Source organism: Chishuiella changwenlii, from assembly GCF_900142565.1.
Lineage (GTDB): Bacteria > Bacteroidota > Bacteroidia > Flavobacteriales > Weeksellaceae > Empedobacter > Empedobacter changwenlii.
On sequence record NZ_FRBH01000001.1, the window covers coordinates 262,843 to 286,325 of the forward strand.

General features: G+C 29.4%; 17 protein-coding genes and 5 tRNA genes. 17 read left to right on the forward strand and 5 right to left on the reverse strand.

The features are described 5' to 3' along the window. The first annotated feature begins 2 nt into the window (after positions 1-2). The 13 genes from trpD to BUA86_RS01240 all read left to right on the forward strand — a co-directional run bounded on the left by trpD (position 3) and on the right by BUA86_RS01240 (position 7,699). Entirely contained in the window at positions 3-989 is a 987-nt protein-coding gene (gene trpD, locus BUA86_RS01180) for an anthranilate phosphoribosyltransferase (RefSeq protein WP_072929086.1), read from the forward strand. Continuing rightward, a complete protein-coding gene (trpC, locus tag BUA86_RS01185) occupies positions 986-1,771 on the forward strand; it encodes an indole-3-glycerol phosphate synthase TrpC (protein ID WP_072929088.1) in 786 nt (261 codons plus the stop codon). Before trpD ends, trpC begins: the two co-directional genes overlap by 4 nt. Next, positions 1,768-2,439, forward strand: a complete 672-nt coding sequence (locus tag BUA86_RS01190; protein WP_072929090.1) for a phosphoribosylanthranilate isomerase — start codon at positions 1,768-1,770, stop codon at positions 2,437-2,439. Before trpC ends, BUA86_RS01190 begins: the two co-directional genes overlap by 4 nt. A 7-nt stretch (positions 2,440-2,446) precedes the next feature. After that, complete coding sequence (gene trpB, locus BUA86_RS01195) at positions 2,447-3,631, forward strand: tryptophan synthase subunit beta (RefSeq protein ID WP_072929247.1); 1,185 nt, start codon at positions 2,447-2,449, stop codon at positions 3,629-3,631. Positions 3,632-3,691: 60 nt separating this feature from the next. Next, positions 3,692-3,766, forward strand: a tRNA-Pro gene (locus BUA86_RS01200). Positions 3,767-3,823: 57 nt separating this feature from the next. Then, a tRNA-Pro gene (locus BUA86_RS01205) sits at positions 3,824-3,898 on the forward strand. A gap of 29 nt (positions 3,899-3,927) precedes the next feature. Further along, a tRNA-Arg gene (locus BUA86_RS01210) sits at positions 3,928-4,001 on the forward strand. 24 nt (positions 4,002-4,025) lie between these two features. Beyond that, positions 4,026-4,109, forward strand: a tRNA-Ser gene (locus BUA86_RS01215). A gap of 18 nt (positions 4,110-4,127) precedes the next feature. Beyond that, positions 4,128-4,202 (forward strand) — tRNA-Pro (locus tag BUA86_RS01220). Positions 4,203-4,325: 123 nt separating this feature from the next. Then, positions 4,326-4,898: a Crp/Fnr family transcriptional regulator gene (locus BUA86_RS01225; RefSeq protein WP_072929092.1), complete on the forward strand. Its 573-nt coding sequence runs from the start codon at positions 4,326-4,328 to the stop codon at positions 4,896-4,898. A gap of 72 nt (positions 4,899-4,970) precedes the next feature. Further along, the gene (locus BUA86_RS01230; RefSeq protein ID WP_072929094.1) at positions 4,971-5,360 is read left to right on the forward strand and encodes a RidA family protein; all 390 of its coding nucleotides are present in this window, start codon (positions 4,971-4,973) and stop codon (positions 5,358-5,360) included. A 187-nt stretch (positions 5,361-5,547) separates the two neighbouring features. Beyond that, entirely contained in the window at positions 5,548-6,462 is a 915-nt protein-coding gene (locus BUA86_RS01235; RefSeq protein WP_072929096.1) for a hypothetical protein, read from the forward strand. A 64-nt stretch (positions 6,463-6,526) separates the two neighbouring features. Continuing rightward, on the forward strand, positions 6,527-7,699 hold the full coding sequence (locus BUA86_RS01240) for a thioredoxin family protein (RefSeq protein ID WP_072929098.1): 1,173 nt from the start codon (positions 6,527-6,529) through the stop codon (positions 7,697-7,699). A gap of 50 nt (positions 7,700-7,749) precedes the next feature. Here BUA86_RS01240 and BUA86_RS01245 read toward each other — a convergent pair whose 3' ends face one another. Further along, complete coding sequence (locus BUA86_RS01245) at positions 7,750-8,871, reverse strand: hypothetical protein (protein ID WP_143147212.1); 1,122 nt, start codon at positions 8,869-8,871, stop codon at positions 7,750-7,752. A 164-nt stretch (positions 8,872-9,035) separates the two neighbouring features. On the opposite strand from BUA86_RS01245, the gene BUA86_RS01250 reads away from it, so the two are divergent. Then, the gene (locus BUA86_RS01250) at positions 9,036-10,466 is read left to right on the forward strand and encodes an amino acid permease (protein WP_072929100.1); all 1,431 of its coding nucleotides are present in this window, start codon (positions 9,036-9,038) and stop codon (positions 10,464-10,466) included. Positions 10,467-10,654: 188 nt separating this feature from the next. Further along, positions 10,655-12,259 (forward strand): class I SAM-dependent methyltransferase, encoded by a 1,605-nt coding sequence (locus tag BUA86_RS01255; protein WP_072929101.1) that lies wholly within the window; start codon positions 10,655-10,657, stop codon positions 12,257-12,259. A gap of 195 nt (positions 12,260-12,454) precedes the next feature. On the opposite strand, the gene BUA86_RS01260 is transcribed toward BUA86_RS01255, so the two are convergent. Continuing rightward, complete coding sequence (locus BUA86_RS01260; protein WP_072929102.1) at positions 12,455-13,471, reverse strand: coiled-coil domain-containing protein; 1,017 nt, start codon at positions 13,469-13,471, stop codon at positions 12,455-12,457. Between the two features lie 246 nt (positions 13,472-13,717). Next, the gene (locus tag BUA86_RS01265; RefSeq protein ID WP_072929103.1) at positions 13,718-16,456 is read right to left on the reverse strand and encodes a M16 family metallopeptidase; all 2,739 of its coding nucleotides are present in this window, start codon (positions 16,454-16,456) and stop codon (positions 13,718-13,720) included. Positions 16,457-16,578: 122 nt separating this feature from the next. Here BUA86_RS01265 and BUA86_RS01270 point away from each other — a divergent pair, with 122 nt between their 5' ends. Continuing rightward, positions 16,579-18,996 (forward strand): alpha-ketoacid dehydrogenase subunit alpha/beta, encoded by a 2,418-nt coding sequence (locus BUA86_RS01270; RefSeq protein ID WP_083580268.1) that lies wholly within the window; start codon positions 16,579-16,581, stop codon positions 18,994-18,996. Positions 18,997-19,157: 161 nt separating this feature from the next. Then, positions 19,158-21,287, forward strand: a complete 2,130-nt coding sequence (locus tag BUA86_RS01275) for a S9 family peptidase (RefSeq protein ID WP_072929105.1) — start codon at positions 19,158-19,160, stop codon at positions 21,285-21,287. A 322-nt stretch (positions 21,288-21,609) separates the two neighbouring features. On the opposite strand, the gene BUA86_RS01280 is transcribed toward BUA86_RS01275, so the two are convergent. Continuing rightward, entirely contained in the window at positions 21,610-22,428 is an 819-nt protein-coding gene (locus tag BUA86_RS01280) for a lectin-like protein (protein ID WP_072929106.1), read from the reverse strand. A gap of 149 nt (positions 22,429-22,577) precedes the next feature. Further along, positions 22,578-23,408, reverse strand: a complete 831-nt coding sequence (locus BUA86_RS01285; protein ID WP_072929107.1) for a lectin-like protein — start codon at positions 23,406-23,408, stop codon at positions 22,578-22,580. Positions 23,409-23,483 lie beyond the last annotated feature (75 nt).

A 23,483-nucleotide genomic window follows, 5' to 3' on the forward strand; every position in this document is an offset into this window, starting at 1 on the left:
TTATGAGAAAATTATTAAATTTATTATTCGAAAATTATACGCTTACAGAAGATGAAGCTTATAAAATAATGGTCGAAATTTCAGAAGAAAAATATTCTCCTATAGAATTGGCTTCATTTCTTACTATTTTTAATATGCGTAATATTACACTAGATGAGCTAAAAGGTTATCGACGTGCATTATTAGATTTATGTATTAAAATAGATTTACCAAAAGATGCTATAGATATTGTTGGAACTGGCGGAGACGGAAAAGACACCTTTAATATTTCTACTCTAAGTAGTTTTGTATTAGCTGGTGCTGGAGAAAAGGTTATTAAACAAGGAAATTACGGTGCTTCTTCTGTAAGTGGTTCATCGAATATGCTAGATAATTTTGGATATAATTTTACAACAGATCAAGGACAATTAAAGAAAGAAGTAGAAGAAATTGGTATTACATTTTTACATGCTCCACTTTTTCATCCTGCATTAGCAAAAGTAGCTCCTATTAGAAAAGGTTTAGCAGTTAAAACTTTCTTTAATTTAATGGGACCTTTGGTTAATCCTGTTCAGCCTAATTTTCAGAATTTAGGAACTTATGATGTAAAAACTGCAAGATTATATCATTATGTCATGCAAAATTCTGGTATAGAATATTCTATTTCAACAGCATTAGATGGATATGATGAAATATCATTAACTTCTCCTACAAAAGTTTATAATAATTACGGAGAATTTATTTTAGAAAGTAAAGATTTTGGTTTAAATACATTATCTGCCGAAGATATAAGAGGCGGAAATTCTATTGTAGATAATTCGAGAATATTTTTAAATGTTTTAGAAGGAAATTCAACACAAGCACAAAAAGAGGTTGTTTTGGCTAACTCAGCTTTGGCTTTACAAACTATTTATCCTTCTAAAAATCTAATAGAATGTGTTGCAATTGCAAATGAAAGTTTAGAAAGTAAAAAAGCATTAAATATCTTCACAAAATTGATTCGATCATGAAAACAATATTAGATGAAATCGTTGCTCAAAAACGAAAAGAGGTCAAAGAAAAACAACAAATAACTTCAATAGAAGATTTCAGAAATTCAGAAAACTTTATTCTTCCAGTAATTTCAGCTAAAGCATCTATTTTAGATGAATCTAAATCTGGAATTATTGCAGAATTTAAACGTAAATCTCCATCAAAAGGATTTATTAATAAAGATGCAAACGTAAAAGATATTGTTACTGGATATGAAACACACGGTGCTTCTGTTGTTTCTGTTTTAACAGATAAAGAATTTTTTGGAGGAAGCTTTGAAGATTTACAACAAGCAAAAGAGGTTTTGAATATTCCAATCTTAAGAAAAGATTTTATTATTGATGAATATCAAGTTTACGAAACTAAAGCCATTGGTGCAGATTTAATGTTATTAATTGCAGAATGTTTAACAAAAGATGAAGTGTATAATCTTGCTAAAACTGCAAAAGAAATAGGATTAGAAGTTTTATTAGAATTGCATTCAGAAGACCAATTAGATAAAGTAAATGACTTTATTGATTTAATAGGGATTAATAATCGTAATTTAAAAACTTTCGAGGTTGATATTGAAAAATCAAAACAAATTTTAAAGCAATTACCTCAAGATTTAATAAAAGTTGCCGAAAGTGGAATTTCCGATCCAAAAACTGTAAAAGAACTACGTAAAGCTGGTTTTCAAGCATTTTTAATTGGAGAAAATTTCATGAAAAATGAAAATCCAGTTGAAGCATTTCAAGAATTTACAAAACAATCTAAATGAAACGTTTTCAAGTAAAAGTTTGTGGGAATAATAATGTAGAAAATTTTAAAGCATTAACTCTTATTGAACCAGATTACGTTGGGTTTATTTTCTATGATAAATCGAAACGATTTGTACAAGATGAATTACTATTTAATATTTTTCCAAATGCGGAAAAAGTAGGTGTTTTTGTTAACGAAACTATCCAAAATATTATTCAAAAAGTAATAGATTATAAGTTAGATGTTGTTCAGTTACATGGCGATGAAACTGCTGAATTTTGCGAAGAATTAATTTCTACAAAACACCAATGTTTATTAACAGATGAGAATTTTCTAGATTTTAAAATTTGGAAAGCTATTGGTATAAAAAACAAGGATGATTTTCAACAATTAACAGCTTATCAACAAGTTGTTGATAGCTTTGTATTTGATACTAAATCTGACGATTACGGTGGAACAGGGCGTAAATTTGAATGGGAGTTGTTAACAAATTATCAGTTATCAACAACCTTTTTATTAAGTGGTGGAATAAAATTAGAAGATGCTCTTGTTCTTAAGAATTTTCAGCATCCAAGGTGTATTGGTTTTGATATAAATAGTGGATTCGAATCAGAACCAGGAATAAAAAAAATAGAAGAAGTAAAACAGTTTATCGATACAATAGATGGACGAATTGAACAAAATTAAAATGAAGATGAAATACGAAGTTGACGAAAAAGGATTTTATGGTGAATTTGGTGGAGCTTTTATTCCAGAATTACTTCATCATAATTGTGAAGAATTAGCAGATGCTTTAGATAAATATGCAGAAACAGACGAGTTTAAAAATGAGTTTAATCTTTTATTAAAAGATTATGTAGGACGACCAAGTCCATTGTATTTTGCTCCCAATCTTTCTAAACGTTACAATACAAATATCTTATTAAAACGAGAAGATTTAAATCATACAGGAGCTCATAAAATTAACAATGCAATAGGACAAGCGTTGTTAGCTAAACGAATGGGAAAAACTAAAATTATTGCAGAAACTGGCGCAGGACAACATGGTGTTGCAACTGCTACTGTATGTGCTTTATTAGGTTTAGAATGTACTGTTTTTATGGGTGAGATTGATATTACTCGTCAAGCGCCAAATGTTGCTCGAATGAAAATGTTAGGTGCAACAGTTATTCCTGCTACTTCTGGAAGTAAAACATTAAAAGATGCAACTAATGAGGCTATTCGTTATTGGATTAATAACCCAGAAACGTTTTATATCATTGGTTCTGTAGTTGGACCTCATCCTTATCCAGCAATGGTTACGAAATTTCAAGCCATTATTTCAGAAGAAATAAAAAGTCAGATGAAAGAAAAATATGGAAAAGAAAATCCAGATTATGTGATTGCTTGTGTTGGTGGTGGAAGTAATGCTGCTGGAGCTTTTTATCATTTTTTAGATGATGATGCTGTGAAATTAATCGCTGTTGAAGCAGCAGGATTAGGTGTTGAATCTGGAGAAACAGCTGCAACCACAATAAAAGGAACTGAGGGAATTATACACGGAAGTAGAACTTTATTAATGCAAGATAAAGATGGTCAAATCGTAGAGCCATATTCTATATCTGCCGGATTAGATTATCCTGGAGTTGGTCCGTTACATGCTCATTTATTTAAAACTGGTAGAGCAGAATTTTTAAATGCAACAGATGATGAAGCATTAAAAGCTGCTTTTTTGTTAACAAAAGAGGAAGGAATCATTCCAGCATTAGAATCTTCTCACGCTTTAGCCGTATTAGAAAAAGTAAAATTTAAACCGCAAGACATTGTTATTCTGAATCTTTCGGGTAGAGGTGATAAGGATTTAGAAACGTATATGAAAGTTTCCGAAAAATATTCTTAAAAATATTTGGAAATCTCGCAAAACTAACGTTAAATTTGCACCCACGATAAAGAAATCTATCGGGGTGTAGCGTAGCCCGGTCATCGCGCCTGCTTTGGGAGCAGGAGGTCGCAGGTTCGAATCCTGCCACCCCGACTAAATTTTCTAATTTAGAAGATTGATAGAATATATTTATTGTAAGAATGACCGAATCGGGGTGTAGCGTAGCCCGGTCATCGCGCCTGCTTTGGGAGCAGGAGGTCGCAGGTTCGAATCCTGCCACCCCGACAAGTTTTTAATTATAAAAATTTTGGATCGGTCCAGTAGCTCAGCTGGATAGAGCAACTGCCTTCTAAGCAGTAGGTCTCAGGTTCGAATCCTGACTGGATCACAAAATTTATTTGAAATAAATTGAGGAGAGGTGCCGGAGTGGTAACGGAGCAGATTGCTAATCTGTCATCGGGTAACCGATGCCAGGGTTCGAGTCCCTGTCTCTCCGCATATTTATTTTATCCTTCGGGGTGTAGCGTAGCCCGGTCATCGCGCCTGCTTTGGGAGCAGGAGGTCGCAGGTTCGAATCCTGCCACCCCGACTAAGGAAAAACTTAAAAATTTAAAGTCCTTTAATCATTTGATTAAAGGACTTTTTTTATTACTACTCCTATCATAATAATGAAATCTTATAAGTATTTTTATAATACATCAATCAAGATAACATGAGAGATTTACAGAAGATAGATATTGATCTATTTCAACAATTAACAGATGAAGAATTTATTGAAATAAGAAAGAGTTTTCAGTATACCAAGTATCATAAATCAGAATTCTTGATAAATGAAAACGAAGAGGTTGAATACATCTACTTTATTTTTTCTGGGTTAGTAAAACTTTCTTATGTGACTAAAGACGTAAAAGAACACATAGTATCTTTTGCTTATGAAGGTTGGTGGGAAACAGATTTTAAAGCCTTTTACAAGCAAACAAAAGCAACATTAACATTACAATGTTTAGAAGATTCTGAAATTTATAAGATAAGTTATAAAGACTACTTTCATATTTTAGAAAAATATCCATTATCTAATTATTTCTTAGATAAGTCTATTAACGGGCATATTGCCAATCAAAGACGAATCTTATCTTTACTTACGCTATCGCCTAAAGACAGATACGAACAATTTATAAAGCTATACCCGTCACTTCTTAATAGGATTTCAAAATCTATACTTTCTTTATATCTTGGTGTTTCTAGGGAAACGCTTAGTAGATTATATAATCAACATAAAAAATAAAAGTGATTTCGGTCACAGCACTTTTCCATTTACTTGTTAGAATTTTGTTTTTATAAATTAAAACAATACAAGATGGAAAAAAATATTATTAATCCTTGGACATGGCAAGATGCAAGAAACTATGTACAAGCTGTTGAAGTAAAAAATGTTGAAGGCACTCTTTATATTTCTGGTCAGACTGCTATTAATGATGAAGGAGTTTCTAGTGAAGAAGATATGCGTTCACAACTTATACATACCATTCAGAATTTAGAGAAAGTAATCTCTGAAACAAAATATGAATTGAAAAATATTGTACGCTTAAATATTTATACAACATCTAATCCAGAGCTTTTTGAAAACTTTGATATTATACAAGATTGGATTAGTAAAAATCAGATAAAACAAGCTTCTACTGTAATGGAAGTTCATCAACTTTTTGATTCTTTGAAAGTTGAATTAGAAGCAACTGTTGTAAGATAATATGATAATACGTCTAGTTGTAATTTCAAGTAGACGTGTTTTTACTAAAAATCATTTTAAAGAATTAAAACCCGCTGAATAATCAACGAATAGTGAATATTAAAAGCTATTTTCTCAAGCAATTTTAAATAAAAAAATAAACAAGAAATATCTATTAATTAAGTGATATTTTTTCTAAATTGCCCCAATGAATCAATGCATTTTAGGGAAGAAAGAATCATCAGTATCATATATTTTTGCTTTAGTATTTATATTGTTGATGATTGCAGTAGCAGTACTATTTAAAGATCGTGAAATTATTTTACCAGAAGTCGCAGCTTTAACAGTTGGTATTTTTACATTTAGAGAAGATAAATGGATTCAGCGTCCTTTTCATATCTTTTTACTTCCGTCTATTACTGCTATACTAGGGTTTGGTATTAATTTTTTACCAATTCTATTTTCTTTAAAATTATTGATTGTTTTAATTGGAATGTTACTTACGTTACGATTATTTAAAAGTCAATTGGCTCCAGCATTAGCAACTGGGTTATTACCTATTGTTACCAATGCGCACTCTTTTTTATTCTTATTTGCAATTTTTGCTTTTGTATTGGTACTTTATTGTCTTATAAAAGTATTAAAAATAAAACCTATTGAGGATTCTGTTCCTATCATATACATTAGTCATAACAGATGGTTAATAGCTATCTGTGTCATTTGGTTTTTAATTGCTTACTTTTTAGATTATGTGTATTATTCTGCAATTCCTCCTGTAATTGTAATTGCATTTGAATCTTTAAATCACCCCTCATTAAAATTAAATGTTCGTTTAAAGCGTATCTTAGCTTTAACTGGAGCAAGTCTTATAGGTTGTTTAACTATACAATATTTAGATAATCTAATTCTAGCAGGATTAATTGATTTACTTTTGGTAGCTGTTCTTTTAAAAGTTATGAATTTACGTTTACCTCCAGCATTTGCAATGGTACTTTTACCAATGATAATGCCCAAAGAAACAATTCTTCACTTGACACTAGCTACATTTCTAATGTCAACTTATTTTATGATTGGAATTTACATTATTCAGAAGAAGAAATACCCAAATCCTATTGATTTATAATTAAGATAACATTCGTGCATCATTTTTTTATTAAATTTGCATATAAACCAACTCTTAACTATCAATGAAAAAAATTATTACTCTCTCTACAATGTTTTTTGTATCAATATTATTTGGACAAGGCATTAAATTTGAAAAAACAACATTTAATGAAACTTTAAAAAAAGCTAAAGAAGAAAATAAGTTAGTTTTTTTAGATGCGTATACAACATGGTGTGGTCCATGTAGAATAATGGATGAAAATATTTTTCCTTTAGAAAATATTGGTAACTTTTATAATTCCAATTTTATTAATTTAAAAATTGATGCCGAAAAAGGTGAAGGTATTGATATTGTTAAAAAATATAATATTAGTGGATATCCAACTCTTTTATTTATTAATGGAAATGGAGAGGAAATTTACAGAAGTCATGGAGGCGATAATGAAGAAGATTTCATAAAATTAGGTGAAAATGCATTGAATCCTTCTAACAATTTAAAATTACTTAAACAAAAATATGATGATGGAGATAGAAGTTCAGAATTATTATTAAAATTAGGAAGTTCAATTTATAATACAGATATTAAATTAGCTGAACAAATAGCTAAGATGTATTTTGAAAAACATCTAGGAAAAAAATTATTAGATGATGAATTACATTTTCTATATAAAATTAGTTACCACTCGAAATCTCTTGTTTTAATCCCAATTTTAAAAGATAAAAAAGAGGAAATAGATGCTGAATTTGGAAAAGGATATACAGATAATCAAATCTATGAAATTAAACTAAAAAACGCAAAAGATTCTTCTTATAATACAGAAAGTTCTTCTTATGATTATACTAAATTAAAGTCTATATATCTTGGTTTTATGGATGAAAAAGATGCTAATTTGAACATTGGAAGAATAAATTTAGAAGAAACTTTAAATAAAAAAGATTATAAAACATATGAGAAATTAGCTTTAGAAATTTATAAAGATTACTCAGAAGTCGATCCAATGGAATTGAATCAAGTTTCTTGGATGTTCTATACATATGTTTCTGACAAAAATTCCTTAAACAAAGCTATAGAATGGGCTAATGCTTCTCTTAAAAAAAATGAAAATCCTTCTAATACATATATAATAGCTAATCTTTATAATAAAATAGGAGATAAAAGAAATGCAAAAATCTGGATAATTAAATCAATAGATTTAATTAAAGTATCTGGACAAGAGTTTCCTGCAGCACAAAAATTATTAGATTCATTAAATTAACTTAACTATAAAAAAGCTTTGTAAGATTATTTTACAAAGCTTTTTTATAATTATTTGGTATAAATCTTTGATAATTCCTTCGGATTTTGATATAAATAATATAAAAGATTACTTAAGTCTTCTAGGGTATTTCCACCAAAATTATTATTATCACTTTCAAAAGTATTTTTAAGCTTAGAAAATGTTTTATCAGAATTTTTCTTGAATTTTGTTTTAGCTAATTCTTCTTTGGTTTTATTTAAACTATCATAATAAACTGATAAGTTATCTACGTGATTAATGAAATTATACGTCTCATTTGCCACAAAGTAATTAAGTAATATTTTTTCTTTGTCAGAAACTTTTAAATCTTGAATAGTTTGTGCTTCACTTCCTAACCATTGAAATGCTTCAAGACCAATAGTTGCTGCATTTTTTGTTACAATCATCATTGGAATAGGCTCTGCATTTGCAATTTTATTACGTTTAAAATCTGTTAATTCATTTAAACTAGATACATCACCTGGATTAGGAATAAGACAAACTAAGTTGTAATCGCACTCATTTCCTAAACTAGCTATTTTTTCTATTTCAGTTAATACATCATTAGGAGTATCATTGTTTAAATTATCAAAGTTTATAAAATAATTATCTTGATAGCTTTCTTTAAAAGCAGCTAAATCTTTATAGTTTTTTTTCTCTGTATTCCATATTAAGTTGAAATTGAAAGCGTAAACATTTACAGTTTGTATGGCTTTACTGTCTGGTTTTTCATCTACAAATTTTTTATACAATTCTATTTTAGGTGATGAAGTATCATAATCTGTCAATAACGTATAAATAAAACGATATTCTGTAGGTACTTGGTTATTTGTAATTGTTGTTTTATATTTTTTCTCGATTGCATTTTTAAACTTTTCTTGATATTCTATAAAGTATGATTTTTTAGTATCATTCATCATAAAATACACTTCTAAAGCAGATATTAAAGCAATCTTCTTTCCTAACTCATTGTCATTTGACAGTAAGTATTTCTCGAACGTAGCGTACTCAATTCCTTTTTCTTGTGTTTTAGATAGTGTTGTATCATCTGAATAGTAATTAAATGGTAAAGAGTATAAGAATGGTCCATCTGCAAATAATTGGATAGGGAATATCACGACCAATATGATTACTAAAAAGTATTTTTTCATTTCTAAAAATTATAAAATTGCTTAATAAAATTAATGCTTTTTTATCAAATAAGTATTTTTTTTAACTTAATACTGAATTCTAATTAATTAAAATAGTGTAAACTATTATAAATTTTTATATTTTTCAGAAAAATTTATAAATAATATAACATATATACTATTAAGTGGATCAAAAAGAAGTTATTGAAGAAAAACAGTTGAAAAGAGGATTGAGCAATCGCCATATTCAATTAATTGCTTTAGGTGGAGCAATTGGAACTGGATTATTTTTAGGAATTGGACCTGCTGCTGTACTTGCAGGACCCGCAGTTATCTTAGGATATGCTATTGCTGGTATTATTGCATTTTTTATTATGCGCCAATTAGGAGAAATGGTTGTTAACGAACCTGTATCGGGAAGTTTTAGTCATTTTGCTTATAAATATTGGGGATCTTTTCCTGGATTTGCTTCTGGATGGAATTATTGGATTTTATACATTCTTGTAAGTATGTCAGAATTAACCGCAATTGGAATATATGTACAATTTTGGTGGCCAGAAATTCCTTTATGGGCTTCTAGTCTATTCTTTTTTATTGTAATTAATTTACTTAATCTTGCCTCTGTAAAAGTATATGGAGAAGCTGAATTTTGGTTTTCGATTATAAAAGTGGTTGCAATTTTAGCAATGATTATTTTCGGAGTTTATTTATTATTTAGTGGAACTGGTGGAGAGCAAGCTACTATTAACAATTTATGGAATAATGGTGGATTTTTTCCTAAAGGTATTTTATCTGGAAATAGTGAAAGTGGATTTAAAGGATTACTCGCAGCAATGGCATTAATCATGTTCTCTTTTGGTGGATTAGAATTAATAGGGATTACTGCTGCAGAAGCAGAAAATCCGGAAAAAAATATTCCGAAAGCAACTAATCAAGTTATTTATAGAATTTTAATATTTTATGTTGGTGCTTTAGTTATCCTTTTTTCTTTATCTCCATGGGAAACAATTACAGATAAAAGTAGTCCATTTGTAATGGTATTTAATAACCTTAATACAATAGATGTTAATTTATTTGGACAAACAGTCGCTTTTTCTAAAATAATTGCAAATGCTTTAAATCTCATTGTATTAACTGCTGCATTATCAGTTTACAATAGTTCTGTATATAGTAATAGTAGAATGTTATATGGTTTAGCCGAACAAGGAAATGCACCAAGTTTTTTAAAGAAATTAAATAAAAACTATGTTCCAGTAATGGCTATTTTAGTTTCTTCTTTATTTGCAGCGATATGTATTGTTATTAATAAAGTTATTCCAGAAAGTGCTTTCGAAATATTAATGTCTCTAGTAGTTTCAACGTTAGTTCTTAATTGGATGATGATTTCGTTTACACATCTTAAATACAGAAAACAAAAAAGTATAGAAAATGTAAAAACATTATTCCCTTCTTTTATGTATCCTATAAGTAATTACATTAGTATTTTATTTTTAATCGGAATTTTAGTGATTATGTGGTTTACTGGATTAAAAATGTCTGTAGAATTAATCCCTATTTGGATTTTAATTCTCTATGTATCTTACTTAGCAGTAAACGCAAATAAAAAAAAAGAGTAATTAAATATTAATATAGAATTTATAAAACGTCCTGAGTTAAATTAGGACGTTTTTTTATGATAATAGAAAACGAATTTTGTTAAAATTAGAATCAAATAATTTTAGAATTACACGCTGTTTTTTAGTTTTTTTTATCATAAAATCTAATCAAACTTTTTTATATTTATAATAAGATAAATCAACCAGAAATGGATAAAAAATATTTAAGATCGTTAATTTTTAGACATCTTGACGGACTTGTTACAGCGCCAGTTTTACATCATTTGGCTAAAAAAGGTGTTTTACATTACATTGTAGAAAAGAAAACTCTTTCATTATCAGATTTAACTGAAGAATTCCAAGCAAATGAAGGATATTTAAATGTTGCACTTCGTGTTTTAGCTTCTCAGAATATGCTAGAGTATCATGTTGATAACGAAACAAATTTAGTAGAAATAAAAACAAATAAATATTCGGATAGAGCATTTACAAACATTGATATTTACAATGATCTTGCGATTTTTCTTGCAGAGGAAGAAGTATTAAAACAAACAGATTTTTCTGATGAATTCTGTAAAAAATGGGTAAAGTTATTCGACGAATATAAATCGTATCTTAATACAAGTAATAATATAGATACACAAGAAAAGCCTTTACATTTTCAGATTTGTAAACATATAGAAGGTGTTTTAGTTGGACCTATAATTGTTAGAATGGGTATGAGTGGCTTATTTCATAAATATTTTATGGAAGCCTCTTTTAGTGCAGATGAATTTCATAAAAATCCGCAGTCATTTGAGAAAGTATTAGAACGTTTAGTACAATTAGGTTGGTTTTTAAAACACGATAAGAATTATAAATTTACAGAAGTTGGTCTATTTTTCGCAAGACGAGCTACTTCTTATGGAGTAACCGTTTCTTATTTACCAACTTTATCAAAATTAAATGATTTATTATTTGGTTCTGCTACAAAATTAAGAGAGATTTCTGAAGGAGAAGACGAAGAACATGTAAATAGAGAGATGAATGTTTGGGGAAGCGGAGGCGCACATTCTACCTATTTTAAAGTTGTTGATGAATTTATTATCGATATTTTTAATCGTCCTATTGAAGAGCAACCAAAAGGAATTTTAGATATGGGATGTGGTAATGGCGCTTTATTACAGCATTTGTATGATGTAATTGAAAGACAAACACTACGTGGAAAACATTTAGACGAATATCCTTTATTTTTAGTAGGTGCAGATTACAATCAAGCAGCATTAAAAGTTACACGTGCAAATCTTATTAAAAATGATATTTGGGCAAAAGTAATTTGGGGAGATATTGGAGATCCTGAACGCTTAGCAAAAGATTTAAGAGAAGATTATGCTATTGAGTTAGCTGACTTATTAAATATAAGAACTTTCTTGGACCATAACAGAATTTGGGAAGATGTACAAGATGTAAAAACAAATAAAATAAGCACTTCTACTGGAGCTTTTGCTTTTAGAGGAAAGCGTTTGTCTAATAATGATGTTGAACAAAACTTGTTAAATCATCTAAAAAAATGGAGTCCATATGTTGATAAATATGGTTTATTATTAATAGAATTACACACTATATCTCCAAGCTTAACAGCAAAAAATTTAGGTAATACCGCTGCTACAGCTTATGATGCAACACATGGTTTCTCGGATCAATATATTTTAGAAGTTGACGTATTTCATAAAATTTGCAAAGAAACTGGATTAATTCCAGATCGATCACTTTTCAAAAAATATCCAAATAATGAACTTGCAACTGTAAGTATCAATTTACTTAAAAAGAAATAAGTCGTTATTTTAAAATAGAAATAGAGCTATCCAATAAGGATAGCTCTATTTGTTTATAACCTTTCTACAAATCAGAATCCACTCAGAATAATCAAAAATTGTAGTTATTTAAACTTTTTTAAATAATTGTAATGCACAAAAAAAGAGAGCATCCAAAATGGACACCCTCATTTTTATTTTATTATTTAAAACGAATTATCTTAAAGCAATCTTAGCTTGACTAATTTTAAATCCGTTTTCGTAAACATTAAATGTATAAACACCTTTTTGGAAAGTTTCATTTTCCCAATCGAATGTTAAGTTTTTAGTTTGACCATTTGTATAATCAAAAGAAATTGCATCAGAAAAATTAGCTGTATCACCAGATCTTAATTCAATTTGTCCTCCTTTTGCATTTCCGTAGCTTCCTAATGTTCCATCTGGATTATAAATTGCTACGTATAATTTTTTGTTTCCAGACTCTGTTCTAGAGTTTCTATCAACGTCAAAAGAAACACGAATTTTATCAATTCTTTTAGCACGAGTTTTCTCAACTTCTTTTCCACTATTTCTAACTCTAATACCAGTTATTTGTTGATTAGAAACAGATAAAGTAGAACTTAATTCGTTTATTTTAGTTTTATTGATTGCGTTGTCTTTAGAACGAATATTTTTTTCTGATTCGTAATTATAAGTCAACTCTTTATTGTTTTCTCTTAAATTACTATTATCTGAAGTTAATGCTGCATTTTGACTATTTAATTCGTTTACATTACGGACTAAAATTGCATTTTCTTTTTGTAAACGAGCTACTTCAGTTTTGTAATTTTTAACACTTCCTTCTAGATCATTAATCATTTTTCTAGCACGGTTCATTTCTTCTGCCGTTGGATTGTCTTTGTCTAAAATTTCTTGAATATCTTGATTCTTTAACTGAATCATTTTTTCTTTATCGCTTAATAAGTTATTGCGATCCTCAATTCTAGCTTTGTATTGTGAATAATCATTCAGAATAGAATCATATTGTTTACGAATTTGGTCTTTCTGAGCAGTTTCATTTTTTAAAATATCAGAGTTTAATGATTCATTTTTCTCTAATGTCCCTATTTGATTCGCTTGATAAATATTATACCCTATACTACCTGCTAATAATACTCCTACTAATGCTAAGGGTAGTATTAAACCACCTTTACCATTATTTGACGGTTGATTGTTTTGTTGTGATTCTTGCATCTTAAAATTATTTTTTTATTGATAATTAATGCCTAAGAAATTATTATACCAAAATTTTTAGTTTGATATTTTTTAACATTTTTTTTAGATTATTTTGAGAAGAAAATGAATATTTATTCAGTTGATAAACATCCATTTATTGAGGCTTTAACATGAAAAAACACTAAATTTCTGTCCAAAAAATTAAAAAGGCTAATTCTTAAAAAAGAATTAGCCTTAAAATTATATATAAAGTAATTTACTTTATTATTTATTAAATGTACCTGTATAAACTGAAGTTAGTTTATCTAAAGAAATGTATTTTTTTAATACGTTGTTTACATCACTTACTTTTAATGCATCAATTTGTTTTTCTAACTTATCATAATCATCAAAACTAATTCCGTTTAATAAATAGTTGTTAGACAAGCTTAATAATGTATTATCTGTTCCTAAAGAAGTTGTACGTCCATTTTTCCAACTCACAATATTTGTTTTTAACTCATCAGCTGTAAAACCATCTTTTATTGCTAAAGAGATTTCTTCTTTTACTGCTTTCTCTACAGCGTCACGTTTTGTAGGGTTTAAAAATGCATAGTATGACCAAGAAGCTACATCTGTTTTTACATCTGTAGGAATAGAAATATAAGATCCTGCTCCATAACTTATACCTTCTTTTTCTCTTAGACGCATAGGAAGACGTGCTGATAAGAAACCTCCGCTTCCTAACATCTCATTCATCATTACCATTGCTGGATAATCGGCACTTTCTTTGTTCATTTTAAAACTAACTTGCCCTACAGCTGTTGCGTTTTCTTTATCTGGAATGTTGTATAGTTTATCTTCTTTTTTAGTTGCTGTAAATGTCTGATAAGCTTTTTTGTATGTAGACTTACTTGTCCATTTACCAAAAGTATCATTCAATAATTTTTCAACTTTAGCTTTATCATTTGTACCTACAACAGAAACTACTCCATTCTGAGCTCCAAGAATATTTTTGTAAAAGTTAACTAAATCTGCTTGTTTTACTTTTTGTAAATCTGCTTTTAATTCTGCAAATGATGGTGTATAAAATAAAGAAGATTTAGGGTAATTAGATGTAATACGGCTAATCTCATTAAAAGCTAATGCTTGCGGATCATTTGTATTGGCATCTAAATATGTTACATACTCGTTAAGTGTTTTTGCTAATTCTGCTTCTGGGAAAGTAGGCTCAGTAATAATCTGACGAACAATATCCATTGTTTTGTCTAATGAGTTTTTATATGTATTAATAGATACAGATAATGTTTGCCCACTAAATCTAAATCCAACAGATGATTTTAATGCATCTAATTGATCCTTGATTTGTTCTTTTGTTAACTTTTTAGTTCCAGACATTAATAATTGAGCTGTCAATTCTCCAATTGCACCTTTACTCGCTAAATCCGTCTCATTAGAAACAGGTAAATTAAATGACAATACTACTTTTTCTCCTTTAATTTCTTTGTCAATAATTCCATATTTTAACCCATTGCTTAATTTACCTTCTGCAAAATGAGCTTTTAGGTTTTTAATTGAAGCCTCAAAAGGTTTAGCTTCTTTTTCAACTGCACGCCCTTTATAATTAGAAACTAATTCTGTAATATCCTTATTCGTAAACTCATTTGGTTTTACCCTAACCTCATCTTTTGTAGGAATAAATACACCAATAGTTCTATTATTTACTTTAAAATATTTTTGAGCAACTCGTTTTATATCTTCTTTCGTTACTTTTTCTATATTATCTCTGTATAAAAATCCTAAACGATAATCACCAGAACCAACAATTTCTGTTAAGTTAACTGCATAATTAATCGTGTTATTTTTATCGTTTTCTATACTTTTTATAATAGATGCTTTTGCTCTTTGTACATCTTCATCTGTATAGTTAATTGTTCCGATTTTGTTTAATTCTGTACGTATATCAGTCTTTACCTGCTCTATATTTTTATCTTTCGAAATCTCTGCTCCAAAATAATAAAAACTTGCATCACGAACTTCTGGTGAATAAGCAAAAATTGCTGCTACTTTGTGTGTATCAACTAATGCTTTATATAAATAACCTGATGGATCTGAAGTTAATATTTTGCTTAAAACGTCTATCGCTGCGTAATCTTTATCGCCGTAAGGTGCAACATGGTACATTGCTCCTACAGATTGACTATCTCCTGCTCTTTTTACTTCTACAAATTTTTCTCCATCTTGTGCAGGTTCAACAGTTTGTATTTCATCTAACACACGTGTTGGTCTAGGAATAGAACCAAAATATTGATTAACAAATTCTATCACTTTTTTCTCATCAAACTTTCCTGCAACAATTAAAGTAGCGTTATCTGGTTGATAATATTTTTCATAGAATTTTCTTAATTGAGGAGATTTTACACGTTCTATATCTTCTTTAGAACCAATTGTAGATTTTCCGTAGTTATGCCATAAATATCCTGCAGAAATAATACGCTCCATTAAAACACTAGTAGGATTATTTTCTCCGATTTCAAATTCGTTTCTTACAACAGAAAATTCTTTATCTAAATCTTCTTGTTTTATCGTTGCATTAATCATACGATCTGCTTCCATTTGTATACTCCAACGTAAATTTTCTTCGTTAGATGGAAAGATTTCATAATAATTTGTACGATCGTAATACGTAGTACCGTTGGCATCACCTCCTTTATCAGATAACATTTTCTTGATATCTCCAAGGTTTTTAGTCGATTTAAATAACATATGTTCTAATAAATGCGCCATTCCTTTTTCGCCATAGCCTTCATGTTTAGAACCAACATTATAAACAATATTTACAACTACATTACTTTGAGATTGATCTGGAACTAATAGAACTTGAAGCCCATTCCCCATTTTATACTCTTTTATTCCTTCTACTTGAGTAACAAACGTTGCAGATTGTTTTTGTGTCTGTGCTGCTACATAACTTGTAGAAGTTAACACGAATAGTAGTGGTAAGCTTAATAAAATTTTCTTCATATTTTCTTTGTTTATAGATAAATTTTAGATTAGATTTTAACTTATCAATATCACTAGTCGTAAATTGATAGATGGAAGTTACAAATCTTTTTTTTAAATTTGTTTTGCAACAAACAAAAGAAATGGAAACACAAGAGGTAAATAAGATTACTTTCGAAGAGTTTAAAAGCCAAATTATTAGTGATTATAGGACGGCGTTTATGTCTCGAGAAGTAAGTCTTCTTAGTAGAAGAGAAGTACTTACAGGGAAAGCTAAATTTGGAATTTTTGGTGATGGAAAAGAATTACCACAAATTGCAATGGCAAAAGTGTTTAAAAATGGAGACTTTCGTTCTGGATATTACCGAGATCAAACATTTATGTTTGCTATTGGTGAATTAAAAACATCTGAATTCTTCGCGCAATTATATGCACTTACAGATATAGAAAAAGAGCCAGCATCTGGTGGTAGACAAATGACGTCTCACTTTGCTACTCGTTCTATAAATGATGATGGTTCTTGGAGAAACTTAACACAACAAAAAAATTCTAGTTCAGATATTTCTCCTACTGCAGGACAAATGCCTCGATTATTAGGATTAGCACAAGCATCTAAATATTACAGAAATGTACCAGAAGCTGATACAGAAAATAATTTTTCTGTAAACGGAAACGAAATTGGTTTTGGGACAATTGGTGATGCAAGTACTTCCGAAGGTCATTTTTGGGAAGCTGTAAATGCTGGTGGTGTTTTACAAATTCCTATGATTATTTCTATTTGGGATGATGGATATGGGATTTCTGTTCCTGCAAAATATCAACGTACAAAATCTAATCTTTCAGAATTATTATCTGGTTTTAAAAGAAATGAAAATGAAAGAGGATATGAAATCATCACGGTTAAAGGATGGGATTATCCTGGATTAATAGATGCTTATTCTCGTGCAGAAAAATTTGCTCGTGAGCACCATATTCCATGTATTGTACATGTACAAGAATGTACACAACCACAAGGTCATTCTACTTCTGGTTCTCATGAACGTTATAAATCTGAAGATAGATTAACGTGGGAAAAAGAATTTGATGGAATTACAAAATTCCGTGAATATATATTAGCATTCGCTGATCATTCAGAAGAAATTATTTCTGCTGATGAGTTAGATGAATTAGAAACTAAAATAAAGGCTGAAGTAAAAGCTGCTCAAAAACAATGTTGGGAAGATTACTTGAATCCAATTTTAGATCTAAAAACACAAGCATTAAATTTATTAGAAAAATTATCTTCAGAAAGTTCTAACGCTGCATTTATTGGAATAGAAATAAACAATTTAAAAGCGAAAAAAAGTCCTTTTAAACGTGATGTTTATAGTACTGTTCGTAAAGTTATTCGTTTAGTAAGACAAGAAAATTTAGCTTCTAAAAGTGCTTTAATTTCTTGGTTAGATGAAAAATTTGAGAAAGAAGAAGAAACTTATTCATCTAAACTAGTTTCGGGTACAGCAATTAAAGTTGAGCAAGTTTCGCCTACTTATGATGAAAATCCTGAGATGGAAGATGGACGAGTAATTGTTCGTAATAATTTCGATAAATTATTTGAAAAATATCCTAAAGCATTAGTTTTTGGTGAAGATGCAGGAAATATTGGAGATGTAAACCAAGGTTTAGAAGGTTTACAAGCAAAATATGGAATAGATCGTATTTCTGATACAGGAATTAGAGAAGCTACAATACTTGGTCAAGGAATTGGTTTAGCAATGCGTGGTTTACGTCCAATAGCTGAAATCCAATACTTAGATTATATCTTATATTGTTTACAAGGTATTTCTGATGATTTAGCTACGGTTTTATATCGTTCTTGTGGAACTCAAAAAGCTCCACTTATTATTAGAACGCGTGGACATCGTTTAGAAGGAATCTGGCATTCTGGTTCTCAAATGGGAGGTATTTTAAACTTAGTTCGTGGTGTAAATATTCTTGTTCCTCGTAACTTAACAAAAGCAGCTGGTTTTTATAACACATTAATGCAAGCAGACGAACCTGCAATTGTTGTTGAAAGCTTAAATGGATATAGATTAAAAGAGCCTACACCAACAAATATTGGTGAATTTACAACACCTATAGGAGAAGTTGAAGTTACAAAAGAAGGAAATGATATTACTTTATTAACGTATGGTTCTACATGGAGAATTGTAATGGACGCAGCGAAAGAGTTAGAGCAATTAGGTATTTCTGTTGAGGTGATTGATGCTCAATCTTTATTACCATTTGATATTAAAAATGATTTAGCGAAAAGTTTAGCAAAAACAAATCGTTTAGTTATTGTTGACGAAGATGTTCCTGGTGGAGCAAGCGCATTTTTATTACAAAATATTTTAGAGAATCAAGGTGGATATTTCACACTAGATAGTGCACCATTAACTATTACTGCAAAAGCTCATAGACCAGCTTATGCAACAGATGGAGATTACTTCTCTAAACCATCTTTAGATGATATTGTAGAAAAAGTTTATAAATTAATGAGTGAAGCTAAACCAAACGAGTTTCCTTCATTATTCGAATAAAATATATTCTAGATCTGAGAAATTAGATTTTAGAAATAAATTACAAAATATAGTTTAGCGTACATTCTTTAAAAGAATGTACGCTTTTTTTATGATAATAATTATTAGCTGAAATTCAGTTTTTTATACTAAATTTAATTACAATTAAACAATAATAATTCATGAAAAAAATAATTACATCCTCTCTGCTCACAGCAACCTGTATTGTAAATGCCCAAAGTTGGCCAAGTGTAAAACCTCCTATTGCAGAAAAGCAACAACACATAAGAACTATACACGGAGATAAAGTTAATGACCCATATTATTGGATGATTGATTACTTTAAAAAAGGAAAAGATTCTACAAAAGTCGTCAACTACTTAACTGCAGAGAATAATTATTTAAATGAAATGATGAAAGATACAGACACTTTTCGTGAAAAACTTTTTCAGGAAATGAAAGGCCGTATCAAAGAAAAAGATGAATCTGTTCCTGTTTTTAGAAATGGTTATTATTATTACTCTAAAACAGAAGAAGGAAAACAATATTACAAATACTGTAGAAAAAAAGGAGATTTATCTGCTCCAGAAGAAGTATTAGTTGATGTTGATGAATTAGCAAAAGGACATAGTTATTACGCTGCATCAGGTTTTAGTATTAGTCCAGATAATTCTAAAATGATTTATGGTGTAGATGACGTTTCTAGAAGACAATATAAATTATTCTTAAAAGATTTAAAAACTGGTAAAACAACAGATTTAGGAATTAAGAATACTTCTGGATCTGCAGTTTGGGCAAACGATAATAAAACAATTTTTTATACTTCGAAAAATGCTGAAACATTATTATCAGAAAAAATTAAACGTCATACTTTAGGAACTGATGTATCGAAAGATGCTACTGTTTACGAAGAAAAAGATAAAACAAATTATATTGGTGTAGGTAAATCTAAAAATGAAAAATTCATTATGATTTATTCTGGTGCTACCACTTCTTCGGAGACTCGTATGTTAGATGCGAATCAGCCTAATGGAGAATTTTTTGTTTTTCAACCAAGAATGAAAAATGTTTTATATGATGTAACTCCTCTTGAAGATAAATTCTTAATCACAACAAATAAAGATGCGCTAAATTTTAAAGTAATGGAGACACCTTTAAATAAAACAGGTGTTGAAAATTGGAAAGATTTTATTCCACATCGTAAAGATGTTTTAATGGAAGGAATTAGCGAGTTTAAAAATTACCTTGTTTTCAGCGAAAGACAGAACGGACTTTCTCAATTAGTAATTTATGATAGAAAAAGTGGAAAAAAAGAATTTCTAAAATTTGATGAAGCTGCTTATACTGTTTATCCATCTGGTAATCCTGAATACAATACAGATAATTTTAGATTTGGTTACACATCTATGATAACTCCTAGTTCTCAGTACGAACAAAATTTAAAAACAGGAAAAAGAACATTGTTAAAGCAACAAGAAGTTGTTGGTGGTTATAACAAAGATAATTATGTAACAGAACGTTTATTTGCAACAGCAAAAGATGGCACAAAAATTCCTGTTTCTATTGTGTACAAAAAAGGGTTCGAGAAAAATGGTAAAAATCCTTTGTTATTGTATGCTTACGGTTCTTATGGAAGTTCTATGGATGCCACATTTAGTAGCGGAAGATTAAGTCTTTTAGATAGAGGTTTTGCTTATGCTATTGCACACATTAGAGGAGGACAAGAAATGGGAAGACAATGGTATGAAGATGGAAAAATGATGAAAAAGAAAAATACATTTACCGATTTTATAGATGTTGGCGAATATTTAGTTAAAGATAAATATACTTCTCAAAAACATTTATATGCTCAAGGTGGTTCTGCTGGTGGTTTATTAATGGGTGCTATTATCAATTTAAAACCAGAATTATGGAATGGTGTAGTTTCTCAAGTTCCATTTGTTGATGTTGTAAACACTATGTTAGACGAAAGTATTCCTTTAACAACTAACGAATATGACGAGTGGGGAAATCCAAATAATAAAGATGCATATTTTTATATGAAATCTTATTCTCCTTATGAAAATATTGAAGCTAAAAATTATCCAAATTTATTAGTAACAACTGGATTACATGATTCTCAAGTACAATATTTTGAACCTGCAAAATGGGTTGCTAAATTGCGTGATATAAAAACTGATAAGAATGTAGTATTACTTAAAACTGATATGGATTATGGACATGGTGGTGCATCAGGTAGGTTTGATTATCTAAAAGACGTAGCAATGGTTTATGCTTTCTTATTAAAGTTAGAAGGAAATATTAAAAATTAAACCTCTAAAATAAAAGTATATAAAACGCATGATCTTTACTAAAAGACATGCGTTTTTTTAATACTGAAATTGTTTAAACTTATTTAATAATCTTGTTTTTAGTAAGATCTGTCATGTTGAGCTTGTCGAAACATTTTATAGAACTCTTTACTATTCTTCGACAGGCTCAGAATGACACGCTGAATTAATTAAAATTACATCTCTTTAAAAGTTTAAACACTTTTACTCAAAAAAAAAGACATCGCATTACTCTAAAAGAATAATACGATGTCACCATTACAAAAAAAAACGAAAAAAATTATTTCTTTAGATATAAAACTTTCTATTCATTAAACTCTATGATTAATTTATTAAATACTTTATTTACAGAAGTAATCACACATGGAGCTGATGACGTTAAATTACTTCCATTTGTATCATTCCAACGTCTTGCACAGTCCCCCCCTACACCTATAATATGAGTAGATCCTTCAATACCATTATGATTATTTGGTTCACCAGGATAAAAACGATGTTCAGCAGTTGAAGGGCTTGTTCCCCAATTTATTCTAAATTCTTCACCTGTAATCCATCTAAATCTATTTTCATTACCAGGCTCAGCTATTTTATTATAACCTATCCAAATATTATTCGTTAAATTATAACCTGATAATATCTCAGAATAAACCCAATCTGTTTCGGCATGACTAGTTAAAGTAACCAAATAGCCTCCTAAATTTCTTGCAAAATTAAAAGCATTAAACCAACTAATTCCTCCAGATAGCTCATAAGCACAATAGTGATGTCCATTCCCTGAATATTGTTTACAACCTAATTCTGTTACTGTAGTTCCTCCTGGGGCAGTTGGTGGAACTACTTTATTGGCTACAGGCTGAGGTTCATATCCTAATATTGTAGAATTAAAACCACCACTATAAGATTCTCCGTTTTCTAAACTATTTCTAGAGACTTTCTTTATATTACCACTAGCATCAGCAACTAATACATAATCTATATCATCTCCTTGTGGTAAAGTTCTTACTCTAAGCTCTCCATTTATATCAAGAGTTTTTGTAGGATCATTAGTATTAATTCCAATTTGGCTAAAACTAAAAATCGAAACAACAAGCGCCTGAGCGCTTAGGTAGTGTTTTTGTTTCATAAATAAGGTTTTTGTTGTAATTATTAAGTTAATATATATTTAAAAAATAAGTCATAGAAACTAACTTAAAGGCATCCTATATTATTTTTAGAATTAATATGATGATACCATTAATTAAAAAACAAAAAAATTATTAAGATTTAATTTTTTTATTCATTAAACTCTATGATTAATTTATTTATAATTTTATTTGCTGCAGTAATACTTCCTGTTGTACAGCCAGCGGCCGCAGACGTATTATTTCCATCCGTATCATTCCAAGATCTAGCACAACTACCTCCCGCACCTATAATATGTGTAGATCCTTCATTACCATTATAATTATTTGGTTCACCAGCATCAAAACGGTGTTCTGCAGTTGCTGGATTTGTTCCCCAATTTATTCTAAATTCTTCTCCTGTAATCCATCTAAATCTATTGGTATTACCAGGTTCAGTTATTTTATTGTAACCAATCCAAATATTATTCGATAAATTATAACCTGATAATATCTCAGAATAAACCCAATCTGTTTCGGCATGACTAGTTAAAGTAACCAAATAGCCTCCTAAATTTTTTGCAAAATTAAAAGCATTATACCAGTTGATTCCTGTAGATAAATCATAAACGCAATAGTGATGTCCATTCTGTGAATATTGTTTACAACCTAATTCTGTAACACTAGCTCCTCCTGGCGCGGTTGGTGGAACTACTTTATTGGCTACAGGCTGAGGTTCATATCCTAATATTGTAGAATTAAAACCTCCTTTACTATAAGCTCCTTCGCCTTCAAAACTATTTCTAGGGATTTTTCTAATATTCCCATTAGTATCAGCAACTAATACTTCATCTATAACATTACCAGATGGTAAAGTTCTTACTCTAACCTCTCCATTTACATCAAGGGTTTTTGTAGGATCATTAGTATTAATCCCAATTTGTCCAAAGCTAAAAACTGAAACGGCAAGCACCTGAGCGCTTAAGTAGTATTTCTGTTTCATACATAAGTTTTTTTAGTGTTATTATTTAGTGTTATAAATATTTTTTTAAAAAATATTTATCTTAAAGCAAACCTT

Excerpts from the sequence above, each read along its gene's own strand:
- BUA86_RS01270 (WP_083580268.1), top strand. The coding sequence starts at position 16,579 with ATGGAAACACAAGAGGTAAATAAGATTACTTTCGAAGAGTTTAAAAGC.
- BUA86_RS01235 (WP_072929096.1), top strand. The coding sequence starts at position 5,548 with ATGAATCAATGCATTTTAGGGAAGAAAGAATCATCAGTATCATATATT.
- trpD (WP_072929086.1), top strand. The coding sequence starts at position 3 with ATGAGAAAATTATTAAATTTATTATTCGAAAATTATACGCTTACAGAA.
- BUA86_RS01255 (WP_072929101.1), top strand. The coding sequence starts at position 10,655 with ATGGATAAAAAATATTTAAGATCGTTAATTTTTAGACATCTTGACGGA.
- BUA86_RS01285 (WP_072929107.1), bottom strand. The coding sequence starts at position 23,408 with ATGAAACAGAAATACTACTTAAGCGCTCAGGTGCTTGCCGTTTCAGTT.
- BUA86_RS01240 (WP_072929098.1), top strand. The coding sequence starts at position 6,527 with ATGAAAAAAATTATTACTCTCTCTACAATGTTTTTTGTATCAATATTA.
- BUA86_RS01260 (WP_072929102.1), bottom strand. The coding sequence starts at position 13,471 with ATGCAAGAATCACAACAAAACAATCAACCGTCAAATAATGGTAAAGGT.
- BUA86_RS01190 (WP_072929090.1), top strand. The coding sequence starts at position 1,768 with ATGAAACGTTTTCAAGTAAAAGTTTGTGGGAATAATAATGTAGAAAAT.
- BUA86_RS01275 (WP_072929105.1), top strand. The coding sequence starts at position 19,158 with ATGAAAAAAATAATTACATCCTCTCTGCTCACAGCAACCTGTATTGTA.
- BUA86_RS01230 (WP_072929094.1), top strand. The coding sequence starts at position 4,971 with ATGGAAAAAAATATTATTAATCCTTGGACATGGCAAGATGCAAGAAAC.
- BUA86_RS01245 (WP_143147212.1), bottom strand. The coding sequence starts at position 8,871 with ATGAAAAAATACTTTTTAGTAATCATATTGGTCGTGATATTCCCTATC.
- BUA86_RS01265 (WP_072929103.1), bottom strand. The coding sequence starts at position 16,456 with ATGAAGAAAATTTTATTAAGCTTACCACTACTATTCGTGTTAACTTCT.
- BUA86_RS01280 (WP_072929106.1), bottom strand. The coding sequence starts at position 22,428 with ATGAAACAAAAACACTACCTAAGCGCTCAGGCGCTTGTTGTTTCGATT.
- BUA86_RS01225 (WP_072929092.1), top strand. The coding sequence starts at position 4,326 with ATGAGAGATTTACAGAAGATAGATATTGATCTATTTCAACAATTAACA.
- trpC (WP_072929088.1), top strand. The coding sequence starts at position 986 with ATGAAAACAATATTAGATGAAATCGTTGCTCAAAAACGAAAAGAGGTC.
- trpB (WP_072929247.1), top strand. The coding sequence starts at position 2,447 with ATGAAATACGAAGTTGACGAAAAAGGATTTTATGGTGAATTTGGTGGA.